General features: G+C 54.4%; 11 protein-coding genes, 1 tRNA gene and 1 pseudogene. 9 read left to right on the top strand and 4 right to left on the bottom strand.

Annotation, left to right across the window (positions count from 1 at the left end; translation table 11 throughout):
- Positions 1-100: 100 nt before the first annotated feature.
- From ACTG1P_RS08750 to ACTG1P_RS08740, 3 genes are all read right to left on the bottom strand, one after another.
- Entirely contained in the window at positions 101-1,549 is a 1,449-nt protein-coding gene (locus ACTG1P_RS08750) for an OprD family outer membrane porin (RefSeq protein ID WP_206900371.1), read from the bottom strand.
- Between the two features lie 501 nt (positions 1,550-2,050).
- The gene (locus ACTG1P_RS08745; RefSeq protein ID WP_440001032.1) at positions 2,051-3,988 is read right to left on the bottom strand and encodes a methyl-accepting chemotaxis protein; all 1,938 of its coding nucleotides are present in this window, start codon (positions 3,986-3,988) and stop codon (positions 2,051-2,053) included.
- Positions 3,989-4,093: 105 nt separating this feature from the next.
- Positions 4,094-4,978, bottom strand: coding sequence for a DMT family transporter (locus tag ACTG1P_RS08740; protein WP_440001031.1), 885 nt, complete (start codon positions 4,976-4,978; stop codon positions 4,094-4,096).
- A gap of 407 nt (positions 4,979-5,385) precedes the next feature.
- Here ACTG1P_RS08740 and ACTG1P_RS08735 point away from each other — a divergent pair, with 407 nt between their 5' ends.
- The gene (locus ACTG1P_RS08735; RefSeq protein WP_440001030.1) at positions 5,386-6,720 is read left to right on the top strand and encodes a tyrosine-type recombinase/integrase; all 1,335 of its coding nucleotides are present in this window, start codon (positions 5,386-5,388) and stop codon (positions 6,718-6,720) included.
- An 81-nt stretch (positions 6,721-6,801) separates the two neighbouring features.
- Here ACTG1P_RS08735 and ACTG1P_RS08730 read toward each other — a convergent pair whose 3' ends face one another.
- Complete coding sequence (locus ACTG1P_RS08730) at positions 6,802-7,578, bottom strand: hypothetical protein (protein WP_440001029.1); 777 nt, start codon at positions 7,576-7,578, stop codon at positions 6,802-6,804.
- Positions 7,579-8,040: 462 nt separating this feature from the next.
- Between ACTG1P_RS08730 and ACTG1P_RS08725 the strand changes: the two genes are divergently transcribed.
- The 8 genes and pseudogenes from ACTG1P_RS08725 (at position 8,041) to ACTG1P_RS08690 (ending at position 22,656) form a co-directional block, all read left to right on the top strand.
- Positions 8,041-8,217 (top strand): helix-turn-helix transcriptional regulator, encoded by a 177-nt coding sequence (locus tag ACTG1P_RS08725; RefSeq protein ID WP_128297591.1) that lies wholly within the window; start codon positions 8,041-8,043, stop codon positions 8,215-8,217.
- Positions 8,218-8,647: 430 nt separating this feature from the next.
- Entirely contained in the window at positions 8,648-9,337 is a 690-nt protein-coding gene (locus ACTG1P_RS08720) for an inovirus Gp2 family protein (RefSeq protein WP_440001028.1), read from the top strand.
- Position 9,338: 1 nt separating this feature from the next.
- The gene (locus tag ACTG1P_RS08715; protein ID WP_265784294.1) at positions 9,339-9,989 is read left to right on the top strand and encodes a hypothetical protein; all 651 of its coding nucleotides are present in this window, start codon (positions 9,339-9,341) and stop codon (positions 9,987-9,989) included.
- A gap of 162 nt (positions 9,990-10,151) precedes the next feature.
- A pseudogene (locus ACTG1P_RS08710) lies at positions 10,152-10,247 on the top strand (IS5/IS1182 family transposase); the annotation flags it as partial.
- 297 nt (positions 10,248-10,544) lie between these two features.
- The gene (locus ACTG1P_RS08705) at positions 10,545-10,943 is read left to right on the top strand and encodes an H-NS family histone-like protein (protein WP_440001027.1); all 399 of its coding nucleotides are present in this window, start codon (positions 10,545-10,547) and stop codon (positions 10,941-10,943) included.
- Positions 10,944-11,111: 168 nt separating this feature from the next.
- Positions 11,112-11,187: transfer RNA gene (locus ACTG1P_RS08700), tRNA-Thr, on the top strand.
- A gap of 884 nt (positions 11,188-12,071) precedes the next feature.
- On the top strand, positions 12,072-13,511 hold the full coding sequence (locus tag ACTG1P_RS08695; protein ID WP_440001026.1) for a ShlB/FhaC/HecB family hemolysin secretion/activation protein: 1,440 nt from the start codon (positions 12,072-12,074) through the stop codon (positions 13,509-13,511).
- Between the two features lie 88 nt (positions 13,512-13,599).
- Entirely contained in the window at positions 13,600-22,656 is a 9,057-nt protein-coding gene (locus ACTG1P_RS08690) for a two-partner secretion domain-containing protein (RefSeq protein ID WP_440001025.1), read from the top strand.
- Positions 22,657-22,671: the final 15 nt, after the last annotated feature.

Here is a 22,671-nt window from a genome sequence, read left to right as displayed (position 1 = left end):
TGAGCGGATAAAATCCTTATCCGGCTCGCATGTTAGCCTGCCAACCGGCAAAAAGAAAACCGGGCCAAGTGGCCCGGTTTGCTGACATCGTATTGCCTGATTACATGAAGGTAAGCGGCATGATGATGTGGAACTTGACGTCGTGCTCGGAGGCGAAGATGTTGGGGTAATCGGTCCAACCGCCGCCCTGGCTGATGTCGTTGTTGTAGTCGGTGTAGTGCAGTTTGAACAGGGTGCCTTTCAGCTTGCCATCCTGCACGGTATAGGTGACATCGAAGTTGGCTGCCCATTCGGTATCTTCACCGTTGGCTGCTTTCTTGCCTTGACCGGTTTCGATATCCCAACCGTAAGCACCGGATACACCGACGGACCAGCCAGGAGCACCAACCAGGTCATCCAGAGAACGGGTCACGCCGAAGAACAGTGCTTTCTCGTTGTTTGCGTTCCAGTCAGAGCGGGAGTCCCACCAAATTTCGTTGGCACCTTGGGAGTTGGCGTAGCCACGGGTCAGACGGGGCAGGTAGTTGCCTTCCGCACCTTCAGCCTTGGTCCACAGACCTTCCAGACGGAAGCCGTACGGGCCCATGCCCCAGGCAGCTGTCAGAGCTTGTTGCCATGCCAGACCATCATAAGTCTCGATCTGGGAAGCGCCCTTGGTGTAGGTCTCGGTCTCGGAACCGTAGAACTGGTAGCTGGTGGAGAGGCCGCCCAGTACGTCAAACTTGTGAGCCAGTTTGAAGTGGTAGCTATCCATGTAGCCTTCGGACTGACCGAAAGAACCAGTCACTGCAGTGCCATTTTCGAAGGTGTAACGGGCTGCGATACCGTGGATGTAGTCGATGACGTTTTCATCAGCGAACGGATCCATCCACGCTTTGGCACGGGAGAAGACCTGAGTTTCTTTGTACCAGGGGGCCTTGTACTCGTCAGCGATGGCGTAGGTCAGGTAGAGGCCACCGAAGTTACCTTCGACTTGACCACCACGATAGGTACCCGGCTGATAAGACCAGTTAACACCGATTTGGCCAGGGACATACAGCTGGGTATAACCACCCTTGGCAGTGATGCCGCCGTCCAGGAATTTCAGCTTCATCGCTGCGTTGGAGAGGCTGAAACCACCTTCAGGAGAGCCATCTTTGGCGTTGTTGCCCCAAGTGCGGCCAGCGAAGGAGAATTCGTTTTCCTGGTTGACCGGGTGATTTTCGGTAACGGCCAGGTCATAGGCTCCGAAGCCGCCCAGATCCAGACCTACTGTGTCCCAGGCATAACCGGAGTTGAAGTTAAGAGCGGCTTGAACGGTGGAATGGCTCAGGTTGGACTGGTATTTGCCTTCTTTCTTGGCTGCAGTCGGGTCACCATCGATGCGCTGACGATCACGCTGGAAGTAGAACAGACCGCCGGTCAGTTTGGAGTCTTTAACGAAGGTTTCATAGGACTGGCCGTATTCCGGGCTCATCATGTCCTGAGCTGCCAACGCCATACCGGGGGCGACCAGAGCGGCTACCACAGCGGCACTCAAAGCGGCGCGCTTGAAGATCACTTTTTCCATTTTTATTGCTCCTGATTTTATGGACTTAGCTTTTTTTCCGGCAGTTGGCATCGGGCCTACCGCTCGGTATTGGCATTGCAATCAAAACCCCGAAGGGCAAAAAATCTTGTCTTGGTTACCTGCAAACCCGGATGTCTTGGCACATCTGTAGTTGGCAGTCCTGATCATCACATGTTGTTTTTTTATGTTCCGATTCTTGGCTATCGGACAACCCCAAGAGTACGTTCGCGGTGCGAAATATCAATGAAAAGTTCCCTCAACGTTTCAAAAGTATGACCGAGTGCAAATAATCATGGGCAAGGTCGTAAACAGCCTCATGGCAGGTATCGCGGTGATGAGAGCGTTTTCTTGAGGCCGCAGCCAGCGCCAGTGCGGTTTTTCATCCGGTACGGGGGAAGAGGTGTCAGTTAACCTGCCGATAACAGATAATTTTGTGCTACAAAAAAACTTTCCCTCTGGTCGAGGGAAAGTGAGCTGGCAAAGATTTGGGGCGAATAGGGTTCAGCCTTGCTGGCCGAGGATGCGGGGGATCTGCTGCGCCTGATGGTGGATATGGGACGAGACCTGCACCGAGAGCTGACTCACCTGACGGGCATGCTGATGGATACGGGCGATCAGATCGGCAAAACTGGCCAGTTTGTGTTCCTGACTCTTGGCGTTGTCGGCGCCCTGCAGTGCAATCACTGCGGTGTTGCGGGCGATCTCCCTCACTGCCTGGGTAGTCTGGCGCAGTTGTTCCGCCTGCGCCCGCTGGCGGCTTGATTCGCTGGTGATCCGGTTCAGTACAGTGCCAAGTTGTTCGCCGGATTGAGTCAGGCGCCCCAGAATATCGGTGATCTGGTTGAGGGATTGCTGGGTATTGGCCGAGAGGTGGCGCACTTCATCGGCAACCACGGCAAAACCGCGTCCCTGTTCCCCTGCGCGGGCCGCTTCGATGGCGGCGTTGAGGGCCAGCAAGTTGGTCTGCTGAGCGATATGACCGATCACATCGACAATGGCCGTCACATCGGCAACCGAGCGGGTAAGGGCTTGCAGCGCTTCATCGCTCTCGTCAATCGCCAGTCCGGTCTGATGAGTGGCGTACAGCATGCTCCCCACCAGATCTTCGCTCTGGCTCATCGCCTGTTCGTTATGGTGGGCATGCTGGGCGATGTCGGCGGCGACCTGATGGACCTCTCCGGCCAGCTGGTTCAGCTCATCCATCATCTGGCCGCTCTCGTCGACCACCTGTTCGGTGGTGCGGGTGCTGTGGTGGATCTCGTCAACCTGGCTGACCATCCCTTGCAGACTGAGGGATACCGCTGACAGCTGCCCCTCTTTCTGTTGCTGGTCCAATTGCAGGCGATCGATCAGCCGATTGTAGCTGGCAACGATATCGGCCAGCTCGTTGCGATCGCGCCCGTCAGGCAACGGCTCGGCCTGCCCCGTCTGATCGAGCTGCATAAAGGCTCCGCGCAGTCGCAACAAGGGGGTGAGCAGCCAGCGTCGTTGCACCAGCGCAAACAGCAGGGCGACTATCACCAGACAGAGCGCCAGCGTGCCGAGGATGGTGGCCAGCTCCTGATTGACGGCTTGCCGTTCGCGGGCAAGTTGTTCCCCCATCTGTCTGGTCGCTTGCAACATGGCCATGATGTCTTGCTGCACGGTCTGGCGGCCAGCCTGTTGCTGTTGCAGCGCCGTGCGGCTGTTGGCCAGCTCCTGTGGATAGCGGCCCAGCAGCGAGCGTAATTCGCTGCGTGGTTGCTCTCCCAGCTCCTTGCGCACCGGCTCCCCCAGCGTGAACTCATCGGCGGGCGCCTCTTCATACAGGCCGAGCAGTGGCAGAGCTTGCAGCGCTTGCGCCTGTTTTTGCAGTGCCTCCAGCTCGAAGCGGATCCCTTCGAGCAGCTTTTCATTGCCCTGCTCCATATAGCTTTGGCGCAAATGGGCGAGGCGCGGCAGGCCCGCCAGGATCTCGGCCGCACCGCGGCGATATTGCTGTGCTGCGGCAGATTGTTCTGTGCTGGCGCCTTGCTCCCCATAGCGGATCAGCGCCATGGCTTGGCTGCCCAGCTCACTCTCCGCATTTTGCAGCAGCAGCTGGCTGTTGCCCGAGAGCTTGCCTGCGGCCTGATAGTCGTGTGCGATGCGCTGCGCCATCTGTTCGAGTTGCTGCCTGAGCGGGGCCGCCACGGCATCATCCCTCGCAGCCAGCGAGGAGAGCGCTTGCTGACGGATCTTCTCCGCTGCTGTCAGTTGTTGCGGATCGCCGCTGTTGAGGTAGTCACGCAGGCTGTTTTGCAGGGTCACGGTTACCAGTTGCTGCAGCGTCTCGTGCTGATGCTGGGCCTGATTGGTATGGGCGAGCTGCTGCCAGCCGTGGTAGAGGGCCAGCGCCTGTCCTCCCGCAACCAGTAGCAAAACAAGGGAGGATAGGGTGGCGTAATGGGCGATTTTCACGGGGTAATTCCTGTCAGCACAGACCATGGGGGAGCGTGGCCCGAGCCTAAACAGGGATGATGGCGTTTTTATGACAGCATGGTCAGGTGGCCCTATTTTACCGACTTAACTGGCTGGGGATGCCAGTGCTCTGTTGCGTTGGCCCAGCATACCGAGCAGGGCGCCTCCCATGATAAGTGCACCGGCCAGCAGATGGCGCGAGGTCAGCGTTTCTCCATTGAGCAACACCAGCAGCAAGGTGCTCAGCAGAGGTGTCAGGTAGGCAAGGGCACCGATCCGGCGTGGATCGCCATCTCGCAGTGCCAGATACCAGGTCACAAAGGCCGCCCCCATCGGGCCCAGCGCCAGCCCGATGATGAGGCTCCAGTCGCTGGTGGGGATCTGCGCGAGCGGCAGGGGCCCCTCCAGCAGACGGGCAAGCAGCAGCGCCAGCAAACCTGCGGGCAGACAGGCTGCCGCAGTGACCACGGCGGGGGCTGGCGGCAGACGGCGTGATAATACCGAGTAGGCTCCCCAGACGACAGCTGCACTTAGCGCCAACAGGTATCCCGGCAGATAGGCCTGCTGCAGTTGCAGCTCGCCATTGACCATCACCAGCATGGAGCCCGCCAGACCAAAGGCGCCAGCCAGCAGATGACGGGCATGGAGTGGATGGCCGGGCAACAACAGCGGGGTGAACAGAATGATGCAGAGCGGCCAGAGGTAGTTGATGAGGTTGGCCTCCAGCACCGGGGCATGGCGAAAGCTCATAAAAAGCAGCAAATGATAAAAGAGCAGGGCTGTGATGGTAATCAGCCAGGTGAGCGGGCTGGCTCGCCACTGGCGCCAGAACGGCAAGGCCCCGACCCCGCAGAAAAACAGCACCAGCCCGACCAGCACCAGTGGTGACACGCTGGTGACCCGTGACGTCAGCGCCGCCAGTGAAGCCCACAGCACAATGGTCAGCAAGGCAAAACCGGTGGATCTATCCCACCAGGAACATCCGGACATCCAACACTCCTTTGCAAGATGAAACAGGGCTTGGCCTCAAAGACAAGCCGAAGAGAAGCAGTCTATCAGAGAGCGCATGCTCTGAACGCAGAAAAGAGAGGGTCATTACGGTTGGATGGTCGGATTCATTGTCGCCAAAAACGACCAAGGGGTTGGCATCGTGATGATGCCAACCCCTTGTTTTATATGGCGCTCCCGACTGGAGTCGAACCAGTGGCCTGTCCCTTAGGAGCCAAGGTCGGCAGTGTTTCAGAAGGTTTTATAAGGTTGATGAAATGATTGTAATGCATTGTTTTTAATGTTTATTTTTATCGTTGTGGGTTTCAGCTAGTTTCATGAAGTCTCACCCTATATCATGTTTGCTGTGGTACCCCAAGTGGTACCCCAAACAGGGGGGAGAGAATGCTATGGCAAGAAAACCGGTAACTCAGGATCGAGAGATCCCCTCATTGATTTTGCAAGGGGAGGCCTCGATTACCCGCTATGCGGTGAAATCTCCTCATGGCGGTGGATTAGCCATTGAAGTTAGGGCTGGGAAGAGCAAGCGATTTGTCTATCGTTATCGGATTGCTGGTACTCAGGCGACAGTTGTTCTGGGTAATTACCCGGCGCTGTCATTGGCGCGAGCCAGGCTTGAGCATGCAGAACTGGCTGCCTTGGTAAAGAAAGGGATTGATCCACGCAAGCATGTTGCTAGTGAAAAGGCTAAAAATGAAACCGCCCTGACGATGGATGAGTTGCTTGGACGATGGCTGGATGCACAGCGTATTGCTCAGGTCGTCAAACCCAAAACCCTCCAATGTCATCAGGAGCGTTGGAATCGTCATCTCAAGAAAACTCTGGGCAACATTCGTTTAATCGATCTGACTCGTGCCCACTTGGCGCAAGCGTTAGAGATCACTCGGCGTGCAACAAAAGACGAAACGCGTAAGGGGTTGGGCACGCTGAACCAGATGTTGGATTATGCGGTGGTTCACTGCCTGATCGAGGCCAACCCTGCGAGACTGTTGCGACCCAAGGATTTTGGTGCCAGTGCCGGTTCGCCAAGAGAGAGATGGTTGACAGTCCCCGAATTGCGCAGGCTATGGAAGGCGATTGATGAGGATCTTGGGAGTGGTGGTAGCTTGGCGGCTGGAGGGCGTGGCGTTTCTCGACATGCAACGATTTCTTTACCTGCCGCGAATGCGATTAAGTTATTGATACTAACTGGATGTCGTAGAGGTGAAGTCGCTAATATGCGTTTTTCACAGATCAAGGATGATATATGGACCATACCTGAAACCAAAAATGGTAGAGCTCATACTGTCTTTATTTCTCCTCAAGCGAGATCAGTAATTGAGGAACAGGGGCAGTATGTCAATGGTGATTTCGTATTCGAATCTGATCGTCCCAAAAATGATGAAATAGAGCCAATTTTAGTCGACTCAATTACACGAGCGCTAAGACGATTCATTGCCAGATGTTTAGCTGATATGGAACCATTTACTGTCCATGATTTACGGCGTAGTGCGGCTACTAACTGGGCGGAAAGACTAGATATTGAGGAAAGAGTGATTGAACTTTGCTTGAATCACACACCTATTAATAAACTGATTAGAACTTATCATCGTTCACGCCATACTGAGAAAACCCGCCTTGTATGGATTCAGTGGGGGAGGCTAGTGGCAGATGAGGTTATGCAAGACCCAGAGTCAGATATGGTATCTCACAATGTGATAAAAATGAAATTTGGTCGAAAGTAACCATATATACTCTCGGGTTTATATGCAGCTAGGATTAAATATAGCCTAGCTGCATTAAGCGATGCTACCAAGTAATATATATCACCTTGGTAGTTTTTTATACTCAGCTCTGATAAGTGCTTCAACAATCGCATTCTTATTTTCATCGCTAGCCAAGCTAAGTTGATCAAGAATATAGCCGATATCATGGCTCATATTGATGCTGTATTGTTTTTTAGTTTTATTTCTCTCCCTGTACGTTCTCTGATTCCATGCCTTTCTAATATTAATTATCATCCACTTATATCTGTCCTCATTGAGTATGTACAACATATCGAAGAATGATATTAGGTCGTTCATTCTGCTAACAGAACTAGGCATTGTTAACTGGGTATAGCCAGATTGATTCGACGTTAGATATTCACTGAGCCACTCCGTTTTTAGTTTTTTATTATTGGCAAACCAACTTGTCATCTCTTTATTTTTTAATGCCTCATTGGATGTGCTTCTGATATATTCAACAAATATGTTCTTCTCGCTTTTGTCGCTGTTAAGTCTGTTGATGAAATGGATGATATCTAGCTTTGATACAGTGTGGTTGTCAATATGCTGCATGCCAATATGACATTTTACACTCCTTTCATCAAAATTGATTGGGATAGAATGGTTAAGAGTATGTTCGTTTGAATTACCACTCCTATATTCCTCCCAAGTTAGATGGCTTAGTAGTCGCCATATATAGCAAGTTTGTCTTTTATTATCCTCAAGCCATTGGAAGTCATTTCGCTGAAAGCAGTTTCGTTTAAATTCGATAGTGATTGTATCAATCCATCGCTGAATATTTAAATCTGATTTATTCCTTACATCAGTTTCTTGCATGTGTTTCTTAGCAAGATCTGTAAAGGCTAGGTGTTGAAGTTTTTTTGTTTAATTCATCTCTTTCAGGTGTCTTGGTTATCGGGTGGTTGTTAACCTGACAGGTTCTATACCAAAGATAATCAATGAATACATCATCTCTGGGGATGATATTGTGCCTTATACCATTTACAGCCATGCCATTACCTCAGAATATAAAAATCCAAAGTACTACAATGTAGTTTTTGATGTGTGTTTTATTGTTGGTTTTTGTGATGGTTTTCACGAGTTTTTTAAGTAGAGCAATCCCTCTTGATTCCAGCCATTATCGCGAGCACAGCCCTCTGCAGGCTTGGTATGAGTAGATTGCGTTAGAGGTGATGAACAGCCAAGACTGTGAACAGGCCATATGAGGTGTAACCCTGTTCCATACGTAAACTATTACGGACCTGCTCCAGCTATGAACCAATAGCGGGAGAGCAAGCCATGAAACTCATTAAACTGAAAGACGTTACCGAAATGACCACGTTATCCAAAGCCACAATTTATCGCTTGATAAAGCAAGGTGCATTCCCTCGTCAAATTTCTTTGGGGCCAAGAGCTGTGGCGTGGCGGTTAAGTGATGTAGTTACCTGGATTGAGCTAAAGACCTTGAGTGACTGAATGTAGATGTAATAACTCAAGAGTATGTTGTCGTCTATGAAAGAAGGTATTTACGTAGCATTTAAGTTAAAAGTGCTGAGGATGTCGAGAGTTTTGAACCTCTACCTATTCGGTATATGTAATATACCTATCAACAATATACCTTGCGTTACATGTCTACCAACACGTTCTTCTATACCAGCAGCCCTACACGGGAATATCAGCCACACTAAGTGGCTATTGACCTGTAAAGCCTACGCAGCATTGCTCAGTCCTGACTCAATGGGGATGTCCGCTAGGGCTACATACCCTCTGCACTGACGTCCTACTGTAATAAATTACATCATCCACTTAATGGATGAGTGGACTTGCACGGCCACTCCTGACTCATCCACAAAATCTACATGTAAATCGGCATGGGGTTAACCATGCCTGCCGAAAAGGAGGCGAGATGAATTCATCGTTGGGCTATCAGCTTAGCCCAGAGGAGCTTAATAACCTGCTTGCAGCAGCTGAGCAGCGTTATGGGAGTGTTTCACCCTATTACTTAACCAAGTTGTCACAGGTCATTACCGGCTGCTTTGATATATATCCACGTGTGTTTGCCGTGCGTGTTGATTTACGTTTTCCACAAACTAATTGGCCGGGGGAGCCTGATATACCACTGTGCTTTCCTCGGCCGGACTCAGCGGTCATTTCACGTTTCTTTGCATCACTGAAAAGCCAATTACTGGCGGACCATACCCGTAAGGGAAGGCGAGGGCAGTCAGCCTTCCCTGCATATATCTGGGTACGTGAGCAGGACACGAGTGAGAGCCAGCATTACCACGTGGTACTGCTCTTTAATAAAGACATCTATGCGTTCTTGGGAGATTACCGTAACGCTAAGGACGACAATATGTCTATTAGGATACAGCGTTCTTGGTGTAGTGCCCTTGGGCTTACCTATCCGGACTATGCGTCTTTAGTGCATTTTCCGAAGAACCCTGCGTACGTATTTGACCGCCGTGCTGCGACGGTACATTCCCCTGTGTTTCGCGAGTTTTTATTGCGAGCTGCTTATTTAGCGAAGACCAGAACAAAGGTTCCCGGTCAGCGTAATTTTGGTAGTAGTCAACTTTTTGGAAAATCAGGAGAGTAAGATGACGGAAATGAACAAGAGTGAAGTAGTAGGCGAAAATGCACAACCAGAGTTTGAGCAGTATATGCATATGCCTACTGTATGCGGCGGTTTAGCGCATTATGATCTAAAGCCTGTTCTGACGAAGGAGCTTCTAAGGCAATTGTGGTGGGGGGCGACTGACCCAGTATCGGCGCGTTATGCGGTTAGCTTGGAAATCTATTTCGGTGCCCGGCATTTTAATGATGTTTGTATTGCGACAGAGTGGCTAGCAACCTCGCTGGCATCGAGTACCGAGACTCGAGCTTTATTTGAAGAGTTGGAGTGTGTTGTCTGTCGTGTGAGTCGCTCTCACGACATGACGTTGGTGCGTATGGTCTTCTTATTCAGTAACTGTAAACATGCGGCAAGGCCTGAGTGGTTTGCCTATCGAGTGGCAGAATACTGGCGTGAGTGCATCTTGCGGCGCTTTCGTTTCTGTAAAGAAGTTGAGCGACTTCCAATGGAACCAGGTTTGGGGCGTGTGGCATACCACTGTATAGACCAAGAGGAGACTGCGCTAACCGTATTCGAATGGCTAATGAGTGGCCACCGGCTTTACGGTGATAACGCTGCACAGGCGGAGTATTTCTGCGGTCGTCACATCAAAAAGCAGGAGGCGGGTTATTTTTAGGTCCTTGTTGCTGGGGAGGCATCGACCTCCCCTGTAGATATGTGATGGAATTGTGTCCTAATTCACGCAGTGGGCCGTTAATTGGCGTTGTCCAAATAGATGTAGCTTGCAGGAAAACTTGATGACTCAGTGATCTGATCAGCACCCCTTCAAGTTTGCATCATAGGCACGTTGCTTCACCCAATCACCACCAGGTCTCAATACAACACGTCTTTGATTAACCGTGGTTCCCTCACCTTCTGGGTTGATGCAGAGGCTTTCACCACACCATCCTTTGGGTGTGGCTTGTTTTGTTTGGCGACTAATGAGAACGCACAAACTGGACTGAATTCCCTTCCTCCAGTGATCTTTATTCGGAGCAACTATTTAGAAAACCAGGGGTGAAATACTCGGGCGTAGCCTCGATCTTAACTGCGATTTACACCATCAATGTCTCGTTTGGTATCGTTTGATGCACTATATCAATTAAAAAAGACAGTCTCCGGTCCGTTGATATATATTGCCGGTATAATAAAATTGGCTATTTTGGTTATCCATCTATTGAGAGGAATGTTGATGAGTGAATTTCTGAAAGTGTTGTTGAATGTGCGCAGTCTGCGGGCAGCGCTGCGCGAGTTGTCTCTGGAGCAAGTCAAAGAAGTCCACGAGAAAATTGAAGCGATTTATCTGGAGCGATTGGAGGTTGCTGAGAAAGAGCAAGCGGCTAATGCCGAGCGTTTGCAAAAGCTGGCTGAGTTCCAGGCCATGTTGGCTGACGCAGGGATTGACCCGACTGAGTTGGTAGGCAGTGTCCCAGCAGCGACCACAGCTAAAGCTAAACGAGCACCTCGTCCACCGAAATACCGTTATGTTGAAAATGGCGTAGAGAAAACCTGGACCGGTCAGGGCCGTACACCCAAGTTCCTGGCTGAGCAACTCGAGCAAGGTCGTCAGCTGGATGACTTCCTCATCTAAATAGACAAGGCCATGCCCTCACGGTGTGGCCTTTCTGTTTGCACGCTTCGTGGCTCAATTAATGCCAGATCTCGTCGCTATGGATTATGAACGTTCGGAATATTCTGTCGAATGACCGAGGTCTGCCCTAATGACATTACTCAAAGCATCCTTTAGCATACTCATGATGCTGGCTTAGCTCAGTAGGTAGAGCAACTGACTTGTAATCAGTAGGTCACCAGTTCGATTCCGGTAGCCAGCACCACAATTATCACCGAATTCCTCATAGCCGCTCCCGATGCCAACCATAAAAGACATAGACGCAGTGCGTGCCGATCTGGATGCGCGATTACGTGAAGCTATCGATAACTGGGACCCTCGTCGCCCCAGGCGCTGGTTAACAAAATATGGCGGTTGGCGAGTTGAAAAGCGCTCCCTCCTCACGCAGCGATATTGTGCGATACGCGACGAAGCTCAAGCTTTGCTAACCAATACATCAAAATAATGCGCGCTATTGATGCGTCAACTTTTGGCACAGTTGCATTGTCATTTACCAGCCCCCCCATCCCAATAATCCCCTTAAGCTAACTCATGTCACGAAATGACTTTACGTAACCATAACCTCATATCTATCAATTACTAATACGCCTCCATTACGCTAATAACTTATTTATTGATAACGATCTCTTATATTGACTGCTCTGTCAGATTCATCTGAATTTTCCACGTTTGTGAACCTCGCCAGTTTTTTCAAGTTGTTTTTTGAGCTCAAGGTGTATTTAATCGCCTAAAAATAAGCGTTCAGGTTAGCTGGGTTATCGCTACATGACTATGGGATACGGTGTGTCATGTGTAGGTAACCAGCAAAGCATCAAAAATAATAATGTCGGTGGGTTGTTAATATAAATGCGTCCTCTCTCTTCTTTGCGCTCGGCGTCGGTTTGGCGCGCCGTTTTGTTATTCGCGTTATCCGCACTGCATAGTGCACTCGCGCTTGCAGCATCTCCTGCCGAGCAACAAGAGATTGAACAGCGCCAGCGCGCTTTGTTGGAGGAGGCGGCTCGCCAACGCGAGGAGGTCGCCCGACCGCTGTCACTGCCAAGTGAACCTTCCGAACAAGTGCCACAAGCCCAAGGCCCCTGTTTCCAAGTGAGCAACATTCACTTTGAGGGGGCGTCGCAGCTGTCTGCCAGCCAGCAAACCCGGTTGGCGTCACCTTACCTCAATAGCTGCATGGGGCTCTCTCACATCAATGCCCTTATTCGCGATGTCAGTCAGTGGTATCTGGCGGCCGGTTTTGTCACCAGCCGAGCCTTCCTGCCAGAGCAAGATTTAGCTAAAGGAACGCTTACCATTGCAGTGCTTGAAGGGCGCATCGAAGCCATTGTGCTTAATGGCGAGCCGGACCCCATCACTCGTACCCTCTTCCCTGGCCTGGTCGGGCAGGTGCTCAATCTGCGTGATCTGGAGCAAGGTGTAGACCACCTATCTCGCCTGCGTTCGCTCTCTTATCAGCTTGATATCCAGCCAGGTCGAGCGCCTGGTCAATCCATCGTCAATTTGAAGGGCTCCAAGGGGGGACCGCTACAAGGTGCGTTGGAGTTCGACAACAGTGGTCAGCAGAGCACAGGGGAGGAGCAGGGGAGAATTTCGTTGACTGCCGACAACCTGCTATCACTGGCCGAGCAATGGACCTTGGTGGCTGGCAGTAGCACTGATGGGCGAGCCAGCCACAACGCCACCAACTGGCAGGCCGGTTTCAGTTTGCCCTATGGCTACTGGTTGTTTGATGCCGGTTATCAATTTAGCGATTACCGCAACGATATCGACTCTCGCGGCTATGTCTATGAAAGTCGTGGTGATACCCGTACCACGACAGGCACTGCCACAGGAACCCTCTATCGCGATGGGCAGAGCAAGATATCCGGTGTGCTGGGCGTGACTCATCGTCAGAGCCGCAACTTCATCATGGACAAACTGCTCGAGACCAGCAGCTACCAGCTCTCTTCCCTGCGGCTGGGACTTAATTTCGCGACGCGCGTAGAGCGTCACTTTTTCACCTTGAACCCCGCCTTGACGCTCGGTACCGACTGGTTCGGAGCGGACCGCGACCGTGGCCGCTCGGCTTTGTGGCCGCAGGCCCAGTTTGAGAAATGGGGGCTGTTTGGCAGCTACAGCACGGCGGGTGGTCAGTGGGGATGGCTCTCGACCTTCAATGCCCAATGGACGCCTGACCGGCTCTATAGCGTGGAGCGTTTGTCGCTGGGCGGCGAGGCATCGGTGCGCGGGTTCAAAGAGCAGAGTATCAGCGGGGATGTGGGCGGATACCTTCGAAACGAGCTGAGTTGGCAAGGAACTACCCCGACCGGGCTCGGTCAATGGCGTACCTGGCTGGCGCTGGATATGGGGCAAGTGGACATGGGCAATCAGGGGGATGAGTGGCGTGGCATGGTGGGCACCGCCGTGGGGTGGGAGCAACGCTATCGCCACTTTACCGGCAACGTCAGCATGGGCTTTCCGTTAAGCGCCCCCGCCTGGCTCAATGCAGATCCCTGGGTGCTCTACTACCGGGCGAGTGTGGCGTTCTAGCAATAGGATGGCGATGCATCGAGCGTCGCGAGATGGCAATCAAGACGTGAATGGACGATTGAAGATGGTTGAGATGGATGCAAGCGCAATGAAGAAGCAAGGTGAACCGCGGTTTTCTCTGGTATGTCGGGCCGTGGTGTATCAGCTATGTGCATTGTTGGCACTGCAACCGGCCCACCCGGCATTTGCTGAAGGCATTGCGGTGGCGACCGGTAATACCACCCTCAATCAGGCCGGTAACGGAGTGCCCATCGTCGACATTGCCACCCCCAACGGCGCCGGGTTATCGCACAACCTCTATCAGGATTTCAATGTTGGCCAGGCGGGCGTCATCCTCAATAATGCCACCGGACAGCTGACCCAAACCCAGCTGGGTGGGCTTATTCAAAACAACCCCCACCTCAATGGCCAAGCGGCCAATCTCATCATCAACGAAGTGGTGGGTGCCAACCCGTCGCAGTTGCAAGGCTATCTGGAAGTCGCTGGCCAGCAGGCTGGTGTGGTGGTGGCCAACCCCAATGGCCTCACCTGTGATGGCTGCGGTTTCATCAATACCCCCAATGTGACGCTCTCGACCGGCAAGCCGGTACTGGATGCACAAGGCCAGTTGCAGGCACTCGATGTTAAACAGGGCACCCTGACCGTAGGTGGCAAGGGACTGGATGCGACCAGACAGGCATCGGTCGACTTGGTGGCGCGCGCCGTCCAGCTTAATGGCGCACTGCATGGCCAGACCGTCAATGTGGTGGCGGGTGCCAACAAGGTTGACCGCCAGACTGGGGAAATCGTTGCTCAGGCTGGCAATGGCCCGGCTCCGGAAGTGGCCATCGACACAGCCGCGCTGGGCGGGATGTACGCGGGCAAAATCCGGCTGGTCTCGACCGAACAAGGGGTGGGGGTCAATCTGGCCAACGTGGTGGCCAAACAAGGAGATTTGACCCTTGATGCCAATGGCCGCGTGCGGCTGCGTGACAGTGCAGCGCAGGGGCAATTAACGGTTAATGCGCAGGGCAATGCCGAGTTGGGTGGCAAGTTGGCAGCGCAAGGGGCGCTGACCGCCAATGCCACGGGTGATGTTACCCTCTCGCAAAGTCAGCTGGCTGCTGACACTGTCCAGCTTGCGGGCAAGCAGGTCACCCTCTCGGACAGTCGGGTGGATGCGCGCACGGTTACGCTGGCAGCCAAAGAGACTCTGAACCAGCAAGGTGAGGTGAGCGCTGCCGAGCAGCTGACACTGTCAGGCAAAACAGTCGCCCTTGCCGGTCGCCAGCAAAGCGGTGGCGGGGTAACCATCACCGCCAGTGACGGTGCAAGCCTGCAAGGCACGCTGGCGGCAGCAGGTCCGGTGACCATCAAAAGTGGTAACCGCTGGGTGCAAGGCAAGGCATCTACCCTTGAAAGCCAGGGGCGGGTCGAGGTCGAGGCTGATGAGGTCACTCTGTCTGGCAGGATGCAGGGCCAGCAGATTGCGCTCAATACCAAGACCCTCACCAGCGACGCCAGTGTCACTGCGGGACAAACGTTAGCCGTGAATGCGCAGCGTGCGACCCAGCAAGGTGTCATGCACAGCCAGGGGCACCTGGACTGGCGCGGCGAGCAACTTGATAACCAGGGCACCCTCTCGGCCGATGGTAGCGGCGAGCTGGTGCTTGCTGAGCTGAGCAATGGGCAAACTGGGCAACTACTGACCAAGGGCCCGTTGACTATCACCAGCGATACCCTGACCAACCAGGGCAAGGTGGTTAGCGAAGGCGCCTTGGCGCTCACCAATAAAGGGGCTTTGCTCAATACCGGCACCCTGGGGGGAGCCCGGCTGACCCTGGGTACTGACCGGCTGGACAGCCGTGGCATGTTGCTTGGGCGTGATGGCATTGTGCTCACCGGGCGAGAGCTCTCTTCAGCTGGACAGCTGGTGAGCGATGGTGTCCTCACCATTGGCAGCCAGTTGCTGTTATTAAGTGGCATCACCAAAGGGCAAGAGGTTGCTATCAAGGTCAACCAATTGGCGCTTGATGGCTCCTTGCAAGGGGATGGCGTCGCCCTTGAGGCGGACCAGATAGCCAGTGGCAAGCTCGGTCAATTACTTTCCCAAACCACTCTCAAGGTCACTGCACGCGAGGCTGTGCAAGAGGGAACCTGGGCCGCCAAAGGGGAGATGGGGCTTGATATCGCTACCCTGCTCAACCGTGGCACCCTGGCCAGCGATGCAGCATTGCGCTATCAGGGCAACACCCTGGTCAATAGCGGCACTGTCTCAACCCAATCGCTGGATGTTCAGGCGCAGCAACTGCGCAGCAGCGGCTTGCTGCTGGCCGCTCAAGCAGGGCAGATAACCAGCCACACCCTGGACAACCAGGGGCGCCTGCAGGCAGACGGTAACCTCACCCTCAACACCACAGAACTGCTCAATAGCAATCAGCTTATCAGCGGCTTGGCGCTGGCTATTACCACCGGCACCTTCACCAACAGCGGCACGACAGCAGCAGGCTCTACCCTTGCCCTGCAGGGCACTACACTGACCAACCATGGCAAGTGGGTGGCCGCGGATGTCTTGCGTGTCAAAGCTGGCACCGTCACGCAGGGACAAACCGGCATCACCGCCAGTAACAGCGCCCTCACCATTGATGCCACCTCCCTGACCGGGCAAGGTACGTATTCAGCAAATGGCCCGCTGACGCTCAAGGCTGCCACCCTCAATATCAATGGGCAACTGCACAGCGATGATGCCCTGACCCTTGATGCCAACCAACTGACCCTGGCTGGCACTGGCTACAGCAAGGGGGGCCTCACACTTCGCGCCAGTGATGCCACTCTCAGTGGCTCCCTCACCAGTGGGCAAGATGCCACCCTGCAGTTGAGTGGCGCTTTGCACCACAACGGCCGCCTTAACGCCAACCAGATTGCGGTCAGTGCCAAGAGAGTCGATGGCAGTGGCGACCTCTACGCCGAGAAAGCGCTCAATGTGAGCGCGAACCAACTTGCGCAAGGCGGCACCTGGCTTGCCAAAGAGAGCGCAAGCCTCACCGGCGACAGCCTGCAACTGGGCGGCACCCTGGCTGCGCTGGCCGGGTTGACCTTGAACGCCACCTCCTCCGTGAGTGGCAGCGACAGTGCCAAGGTCATCGCAGGCACTCAGCTTGCGGTAACCGCGCCCACCCTGCAGTTAGCGGGGCGCTGGCAAGCAGGCTCTGATGCCACTGTCATCACTGGCCAATTCACTCAACCAGGTGACCTAGTGGCAGGCGGCAAGCTGCAGCTCAACGCAGATAACTGGCAGGCGCAGGGCGTTACCCAAGCTGCGGGCACCATCGATGCAACGCTCACGGGTCATGGCGAGTTGGGTGGCCGTGTCAGCAGTAACAGCGATATCCGCATCACCGCCAACACGCTGTCCAATCGTGGTGAGCTGCTGGGGCAAGGCAATGTGGCGCTGACCGTACAAGGCATGTTGCAGCAACTGGGCACGCTGATGGGGCAGCAGAGTCTCACCCTCGGTGCCGACCAACTGGACCAGCAAGGCGAAGTCATTGCAGGTAACAGCCAGGTCACTGCTCGCACCCTCAACCAACAAGGCAAGTGGCTCAGCGGCGGGCAATTTAGCTATCAGGGTCAGCAGCTTGATAACAGCGGTCAACTGCAGGCCACCGATATCACTCTACACGCCGACCAAACCAGCAACCGTGGCAGCGTGCTGGCGCAAAACCAGCTGACCCTCACCGGGACACGACTGGACAACCTGGGGCTGTGGCAAGCCGGGGCGCAAACCCTGACCCTCAATAACCTCGCCAACGGCCAAGGGGCGCAACTGCGCAGCCAGACCAATGGCATTATCAACGCGCAGCAACTTGATAACGCAGGCCAACTGGTGGCTCAAGGCGCCCTGCACATCAGCGGCAATACCCTGAGCAACCAAACCAGCGGCCTTATCAGTGCCGACACGTTAAGCCTGCAAGCCAATAGCAACCTGAGCAGTGCTGGCATCCTGTTTGGCTTGCGCCAACTGCTGGTCACCAGTGCCACCCTCGATGGCAGTGGCCAGTTACTGGCGGGCAGCAAGTTAGGCATCGACACCGGACGCGTAACCCAGGTAGGTCAATGGCTTTCCGGTGGCGACCTGGCCCTCAAGGTCGGCAGCAGTCTGGTCAGCCAGGGGAGCATCAGCGCCAAGAACCTGCTTGAGCTGGACGTGCAGGGTGACTGGCAAAACCAGGGGCAGTGGGTGGCAGGCAGCGGCCTGCGCGTCACCGCCACAGGTACGCTCGATAACCGTGGCAAGCTTATCAGTAATGGCGCCATGCAAGTGGGTGCGAGCAGTCTTGATAACAGCGGCAGCCTGCAGGCGGGCAGTACGCTACGCCTTGATACCAGTGGTGCGCTGCGCAACACCGGCATGATAGCCAGCTTGGGAGGCCAAGGTTGGGCGGGCGATACGCTTTATAACGAAGGCACCTTCTACAGCGGCGGCAATTTGTCGCTAACCGCCAACAACAATCTGACCAACCAGTACGGCACCTTGCTTGCCGAGCGGGGAGCATCACTCAAGGTCAATAGCGGCCAGCTTATTAATGCATCAGGCACCATTGATGCGGGGAGTGGTGATCTGTGGTTGTCCGCTCAAGATATTATCAATAAGCGAGCCGTGTTTGATGTTGTGACCACCCAAGAATCATCAAGTCAGCCATTGCCGCTGGACTTGTATTTAAAGTCGGGGGACGAACGACTGCCAGAGCATCAGCTTGGGTGGGCCTACGCTGGGTTTCGTCCAAGTAACAGTCATGATTGGTATGCTGTTGTACGTTTCTCATCTGAGGAAAATTTCAAGCTTCAGCTTTCTAAGCAGACGCAGGAGGTAAGAGAAAGCAGTAACGCTAGTACAATTCTTTCTGGTGGTAACCTCACTATTCAGGCTGGCGCACTCATCAATGATGCAAGCACGATTAGTGCGGGAAGGGATATAAATGTGCAGGCAAGCACGATCCTAAACAAGTCATATGCCCTTGGCAGTCACATTGAGTATGCGGATTATGAGTACCAGTATCTTAACAACTTTGGTTATGTCACCACTTCTGGTGGGGAGCCCGAATCCTGGCGCTTGCGTGATATAGAGCTCTACTACAAGTTAACCGGCACACATCAAGAGCAGACTGAGAGCGGTAGCATCAACGCCCTTATTTCCGCAGGCGGCAATCTGACCGGCACTGTAGCCGGGATGATTGACAACGTCACCATCAAAGCCAATGCGGGGCCGGTTTCCAGTACCACTCCCCGCCCCGAGCTTGCCAATGTTGCGGTTGATGGTCCAAATGGCCCGACCTGGCAGGCAGGCACCAATGCTCAGCAGGTCATCTTCACTCCGGTGGGCGAACCCAACGGGGTGCCGTTGCCGGATTATCCAGTGCCGGGCGGCGGCAATGGTCTGTTTGTGGTCACCGACAAGCCCGATAGCCAATACCTGATAGCCGTTAACCCACTCATTAGCGAGTTGGGCTCGGCAGGTAATGCGGCCCTCTCCAATATCGACCAGGCGCTGGCTGTCGCCGCGCAGGCCAGTGGTCAATGGGATAGCTGGCAGACCATTAACACTGCGCAGCCCGGCGCTTTGCCTAATAGCGCCGCACTGACGCTCGCGCCCTCTGTCGAGCAAAACCCGACCTGGACAGACCTGGGCAAGTTCCTGGGCTCCAACTACTTCTTTGCGCAGCTTGGCTATAACCCGGAGCGCGATATCAAGCTGTTGGGGGATGCCGCCTTCGATACCCGCGTTATCCGCGATGCGGTACTGGCGCAAACGGGTCGCCGCTTTATCAATGGCGAGATGGGCTCGGACTTGGCCCAGATGCGTTGGCTGATTGATAACGCCGCGCAAAACCAACGCGAGTTGGGATTGACGCCGGGCGTCGCCTTGACGGCCGCCCAAGTGGCGCAGCTTGGCCGCAGCATGGTGTGGTGGGAGCCGGTCTGGTTCAACGGCCAGATTGTGCTCGCACCCAAGCTCTATCTGACCGAGGCTGACCAGCGCCACCTCTCGGGTAGCGTCATCACAGCAGGCAATATCAACCTCAAAGCCGGTGGCATCAACAACAGCGGTACCCTGTTGGCCGATGGCGCCCTGTCCCTTAAAAGCGGCAGTACCCTGACCAACCAAGGCGTTCTGCAAGCCGGTGGCGACCTCACCTTGCTGGCGATGGATGACATCCTCAATCAGGGAAAGATATCCGGCCAGAACGTGACCCTTGCCAGTGCTAACGGCAGCATCACCAACCAGACCCAGACTGCGCAGCGTCATGTGGATGTCAACGGCATCCTCTCCGATGTGTTGAGCGACCAGACCCGTTTTAGCCGCACCGACATCGGTGACACTGCCAGCATTACCTCTGCAGGCAATCTGTTGTTGCAAGCGGGCAAGGATATCAACCTCTCCGCCGCCGAGCTGCTGGCGGGGGGCAATATGTCCTTGCAGGCGGGTAACGATATCACCATCGGCAGCCTTGAAAATCGCCACACCTGGGAGGAGGGACAAAACCGCTTCTCGCGCATCGACCAGCTGATGAGCGAGCTCAATGCCGCTGGCAATCTCTCCCTCAACGCAGGCAATGACCTGAGTCTGGTGGCCTCAACGGCTGACGCCAAGGGCGATGTGAGCCTGAGTGCAGGCAATAACCTGGTACTGGCCAGCGAAGCGAACCAGAGCAGCGATGATGTGCACCAGGGCAACAAGCACACCATCGACCGCACTACCACACAGGTTGGCGCCACTGTCTCTGGTGATAACGTGAGCCTGAGCGCAGGCAACAACCTGCTGGCCCAGGCCAGCACCATCGAGGCGCAAGGCAATGCCAGCTTGCAAGCCGGTGGCGAGCTGCAACTGACCACGGCCGATAACGAGGAGTACCACTACGAGAAGAGCAAGAGCAGTGGCACCTTCAAGTCCAAAACTACCGAGATAGAGCAGCGAGATGTCACGGCGCAGGGCACCACCATCACCGCCGGTGGCAATGTGAACCTGTCCAGCCAAGGGGACATGACCCTCAAGGGCAGCGATATCAAGGCCATAGATAGCCTTGCTATTGACACCGCTGGTCAGCTCAACCTGTTAACCGCGACCGACGAGCACTTCTACCGCAAAGACGAGCAGAAGAAGGGCTTCACCGTCACCGCTCAGGGCAATGGCACCAGCTCCACCACCGAGCGGCAAAACCAGCTCGAAGGTGCTGACATCACCATCAATGCAGGCCAGGGCGTGTTGTTGCAAGTGGGCCAGCGTGAAGGGGAAACCCTGCAAGCCAATCTCACGGCGCTGGCAAGCGAACCGGGCATGGCCTGGGTCAATCAGGTCAGCCAGATGCCGGGCGTGAAGATGGAGGCGGTACAAGAGGCTTATGAGCAGTGGGATTACAAGCAGCAGAGCCTCAATCCCATCGTGGCCGCAGTGATTGCGATTGCGGTGGCGGCCGCTTCGGGTGGTACTGGTGCTGCCTTGCTGGGTACACAGACGGCCGCGACCACAGCCATGGCCAACACCGCTTTTGCCACGCTGGCGACTCAGGCAGCCCAGTCCATGGTGTTGCACGGTGGTGACCTCTCTGCGGTACTCAAAGACCTTGGCAGCAGCGCCAATATCAAGCAGCTTGCCGCCTCGGTAGCGACCGCTGGTGCATTGACCGGATTTGACCAGTGGGCTGGGCTCGACAGCGCGGCCAAACAAGCCAACAACCCGTTTGCCCAGCCGGGTGCGGCGGACTTGATGAGCTGGGACACCTTCAACCGGGTAACCGGCCACGCCACCATTGGTGCGGGTATCAACAGCACCATCAATGGCGGCAGCTTTGGGGATGCGTTTAAAGACAGCCTGCTGGCCAATATTCAGGGGCAAGTGGGCAAGTCAGTGGCTGGGGTTATCGGCGATAAAGCCGATGCATTGGGTGAGGCAGGCAAGACCATCGCACACGGTGTCACAAGTGGCGCCATTGCTGAAATCACCGGTGGCAAGTTTGAGGCTGGCGCAGCAGGTGGCGCCATGTCAGAGCTGGCCAGCAACTGGAGCCTGGGGGCATTTAAAGACAACGAAGAGTATCAAGTTGCCCTTAACAAGGTACTGGGTGGCCTTGCTGCCGCGGCGGTTACAGGAGATGCTGCTGACTTTGATACCGGCGCTGACCGGGCTGAGACGGTGCATCGGTATAACTACTTAAGCCACCAACAGAAAGCGACCCGTGAACAGGATTTTGCCTCGTGTCAGGGAGAGTTGCTCTGTATCGCCCAACATGGCGCAAAGTGGGACGCCATCAATCTCTTGCAAGAAACCAGCTATGGTGCCGGACTGTTGGCAGGTGTTCCCGCTGGTATGGTGGATAGCGTACAAGGGTTGGTGCAACTGGGACTGAATCCTGTTCAGACGTTGGGTGCGTTGAAGGAATTAATCAACAGTGGCGAAATCCTTGGTAATGCAACGGAGGCGGTAAAGCAGAGTTATTTGGCTCGGATTGAGGCAGCAGAGGCCCAATACCAGAAGGCAGGAGCCAGCGGCTCGTTCAATGCGGGTGTGGAGTATGGCAAACTGCTGGCCGAGGGGGCTTCGCTGGTCGCTGGGGGTGTAGGCGCAATCAAAGGCGGGGCGCTGCTGACTGAGAAGATCACGGCCAAGTTAGTAAAGGAGGGGGTTGCTGAGGCTGTAACTGCAGGTTCAAAAGTCCGTGCAGCAGTAGTCAATCCGACCCCAGCTCAGTTGGCTACAGCTGAGAAGTTAGGTGTTGATCCTAGATGGGTCAAAGCTGATGGAAGTCCTGATTGGCCAACGAAAGCAAATAATGGTTTTGATGGGGGTTTTGATGGGCCGCCGAAGGTTACTGAACTTCAGCCTGGCCAGACGTTTGATCGATATGGTGGCCGCTTTGATGAGAAAGGTAATTTTACTGATCAAGGTAAATTTGTTGCGCCGGAAGACGTGCCATTTGAACAACGAGCTTTGCCTGACTCGAGTTTGAAATCACCATATCAAAAGTATGAAGTTATAAAACCGATCCCTGGGGTCAATGCCGGAAACGCGGCACCTTGGTTTGGAAAGCCTGGCAAAGGGACTCAGTATCAATTGCCTATGAGTATTGATGAGTTGCTTAAGGAAGGCTTCATCAAGCCAATAAAATAAGTCAAAGGTGGTAGT

The sequence above is a fragment of the Aeromonas sp. 11P genome, assembly GCF_051920165.1.
Lineage (GTDB): Bacteria > Pseudomonadota > Gammaproteobacteria > Enterobacterales > Aeromonadaceae > Aeromonas > Aeromonas veronii.
The sequence above is the reverse complement of the archived record's forward strand: the minus strand, read 5'-3'. Positions and strand labels throughout refer to the sequence as shown.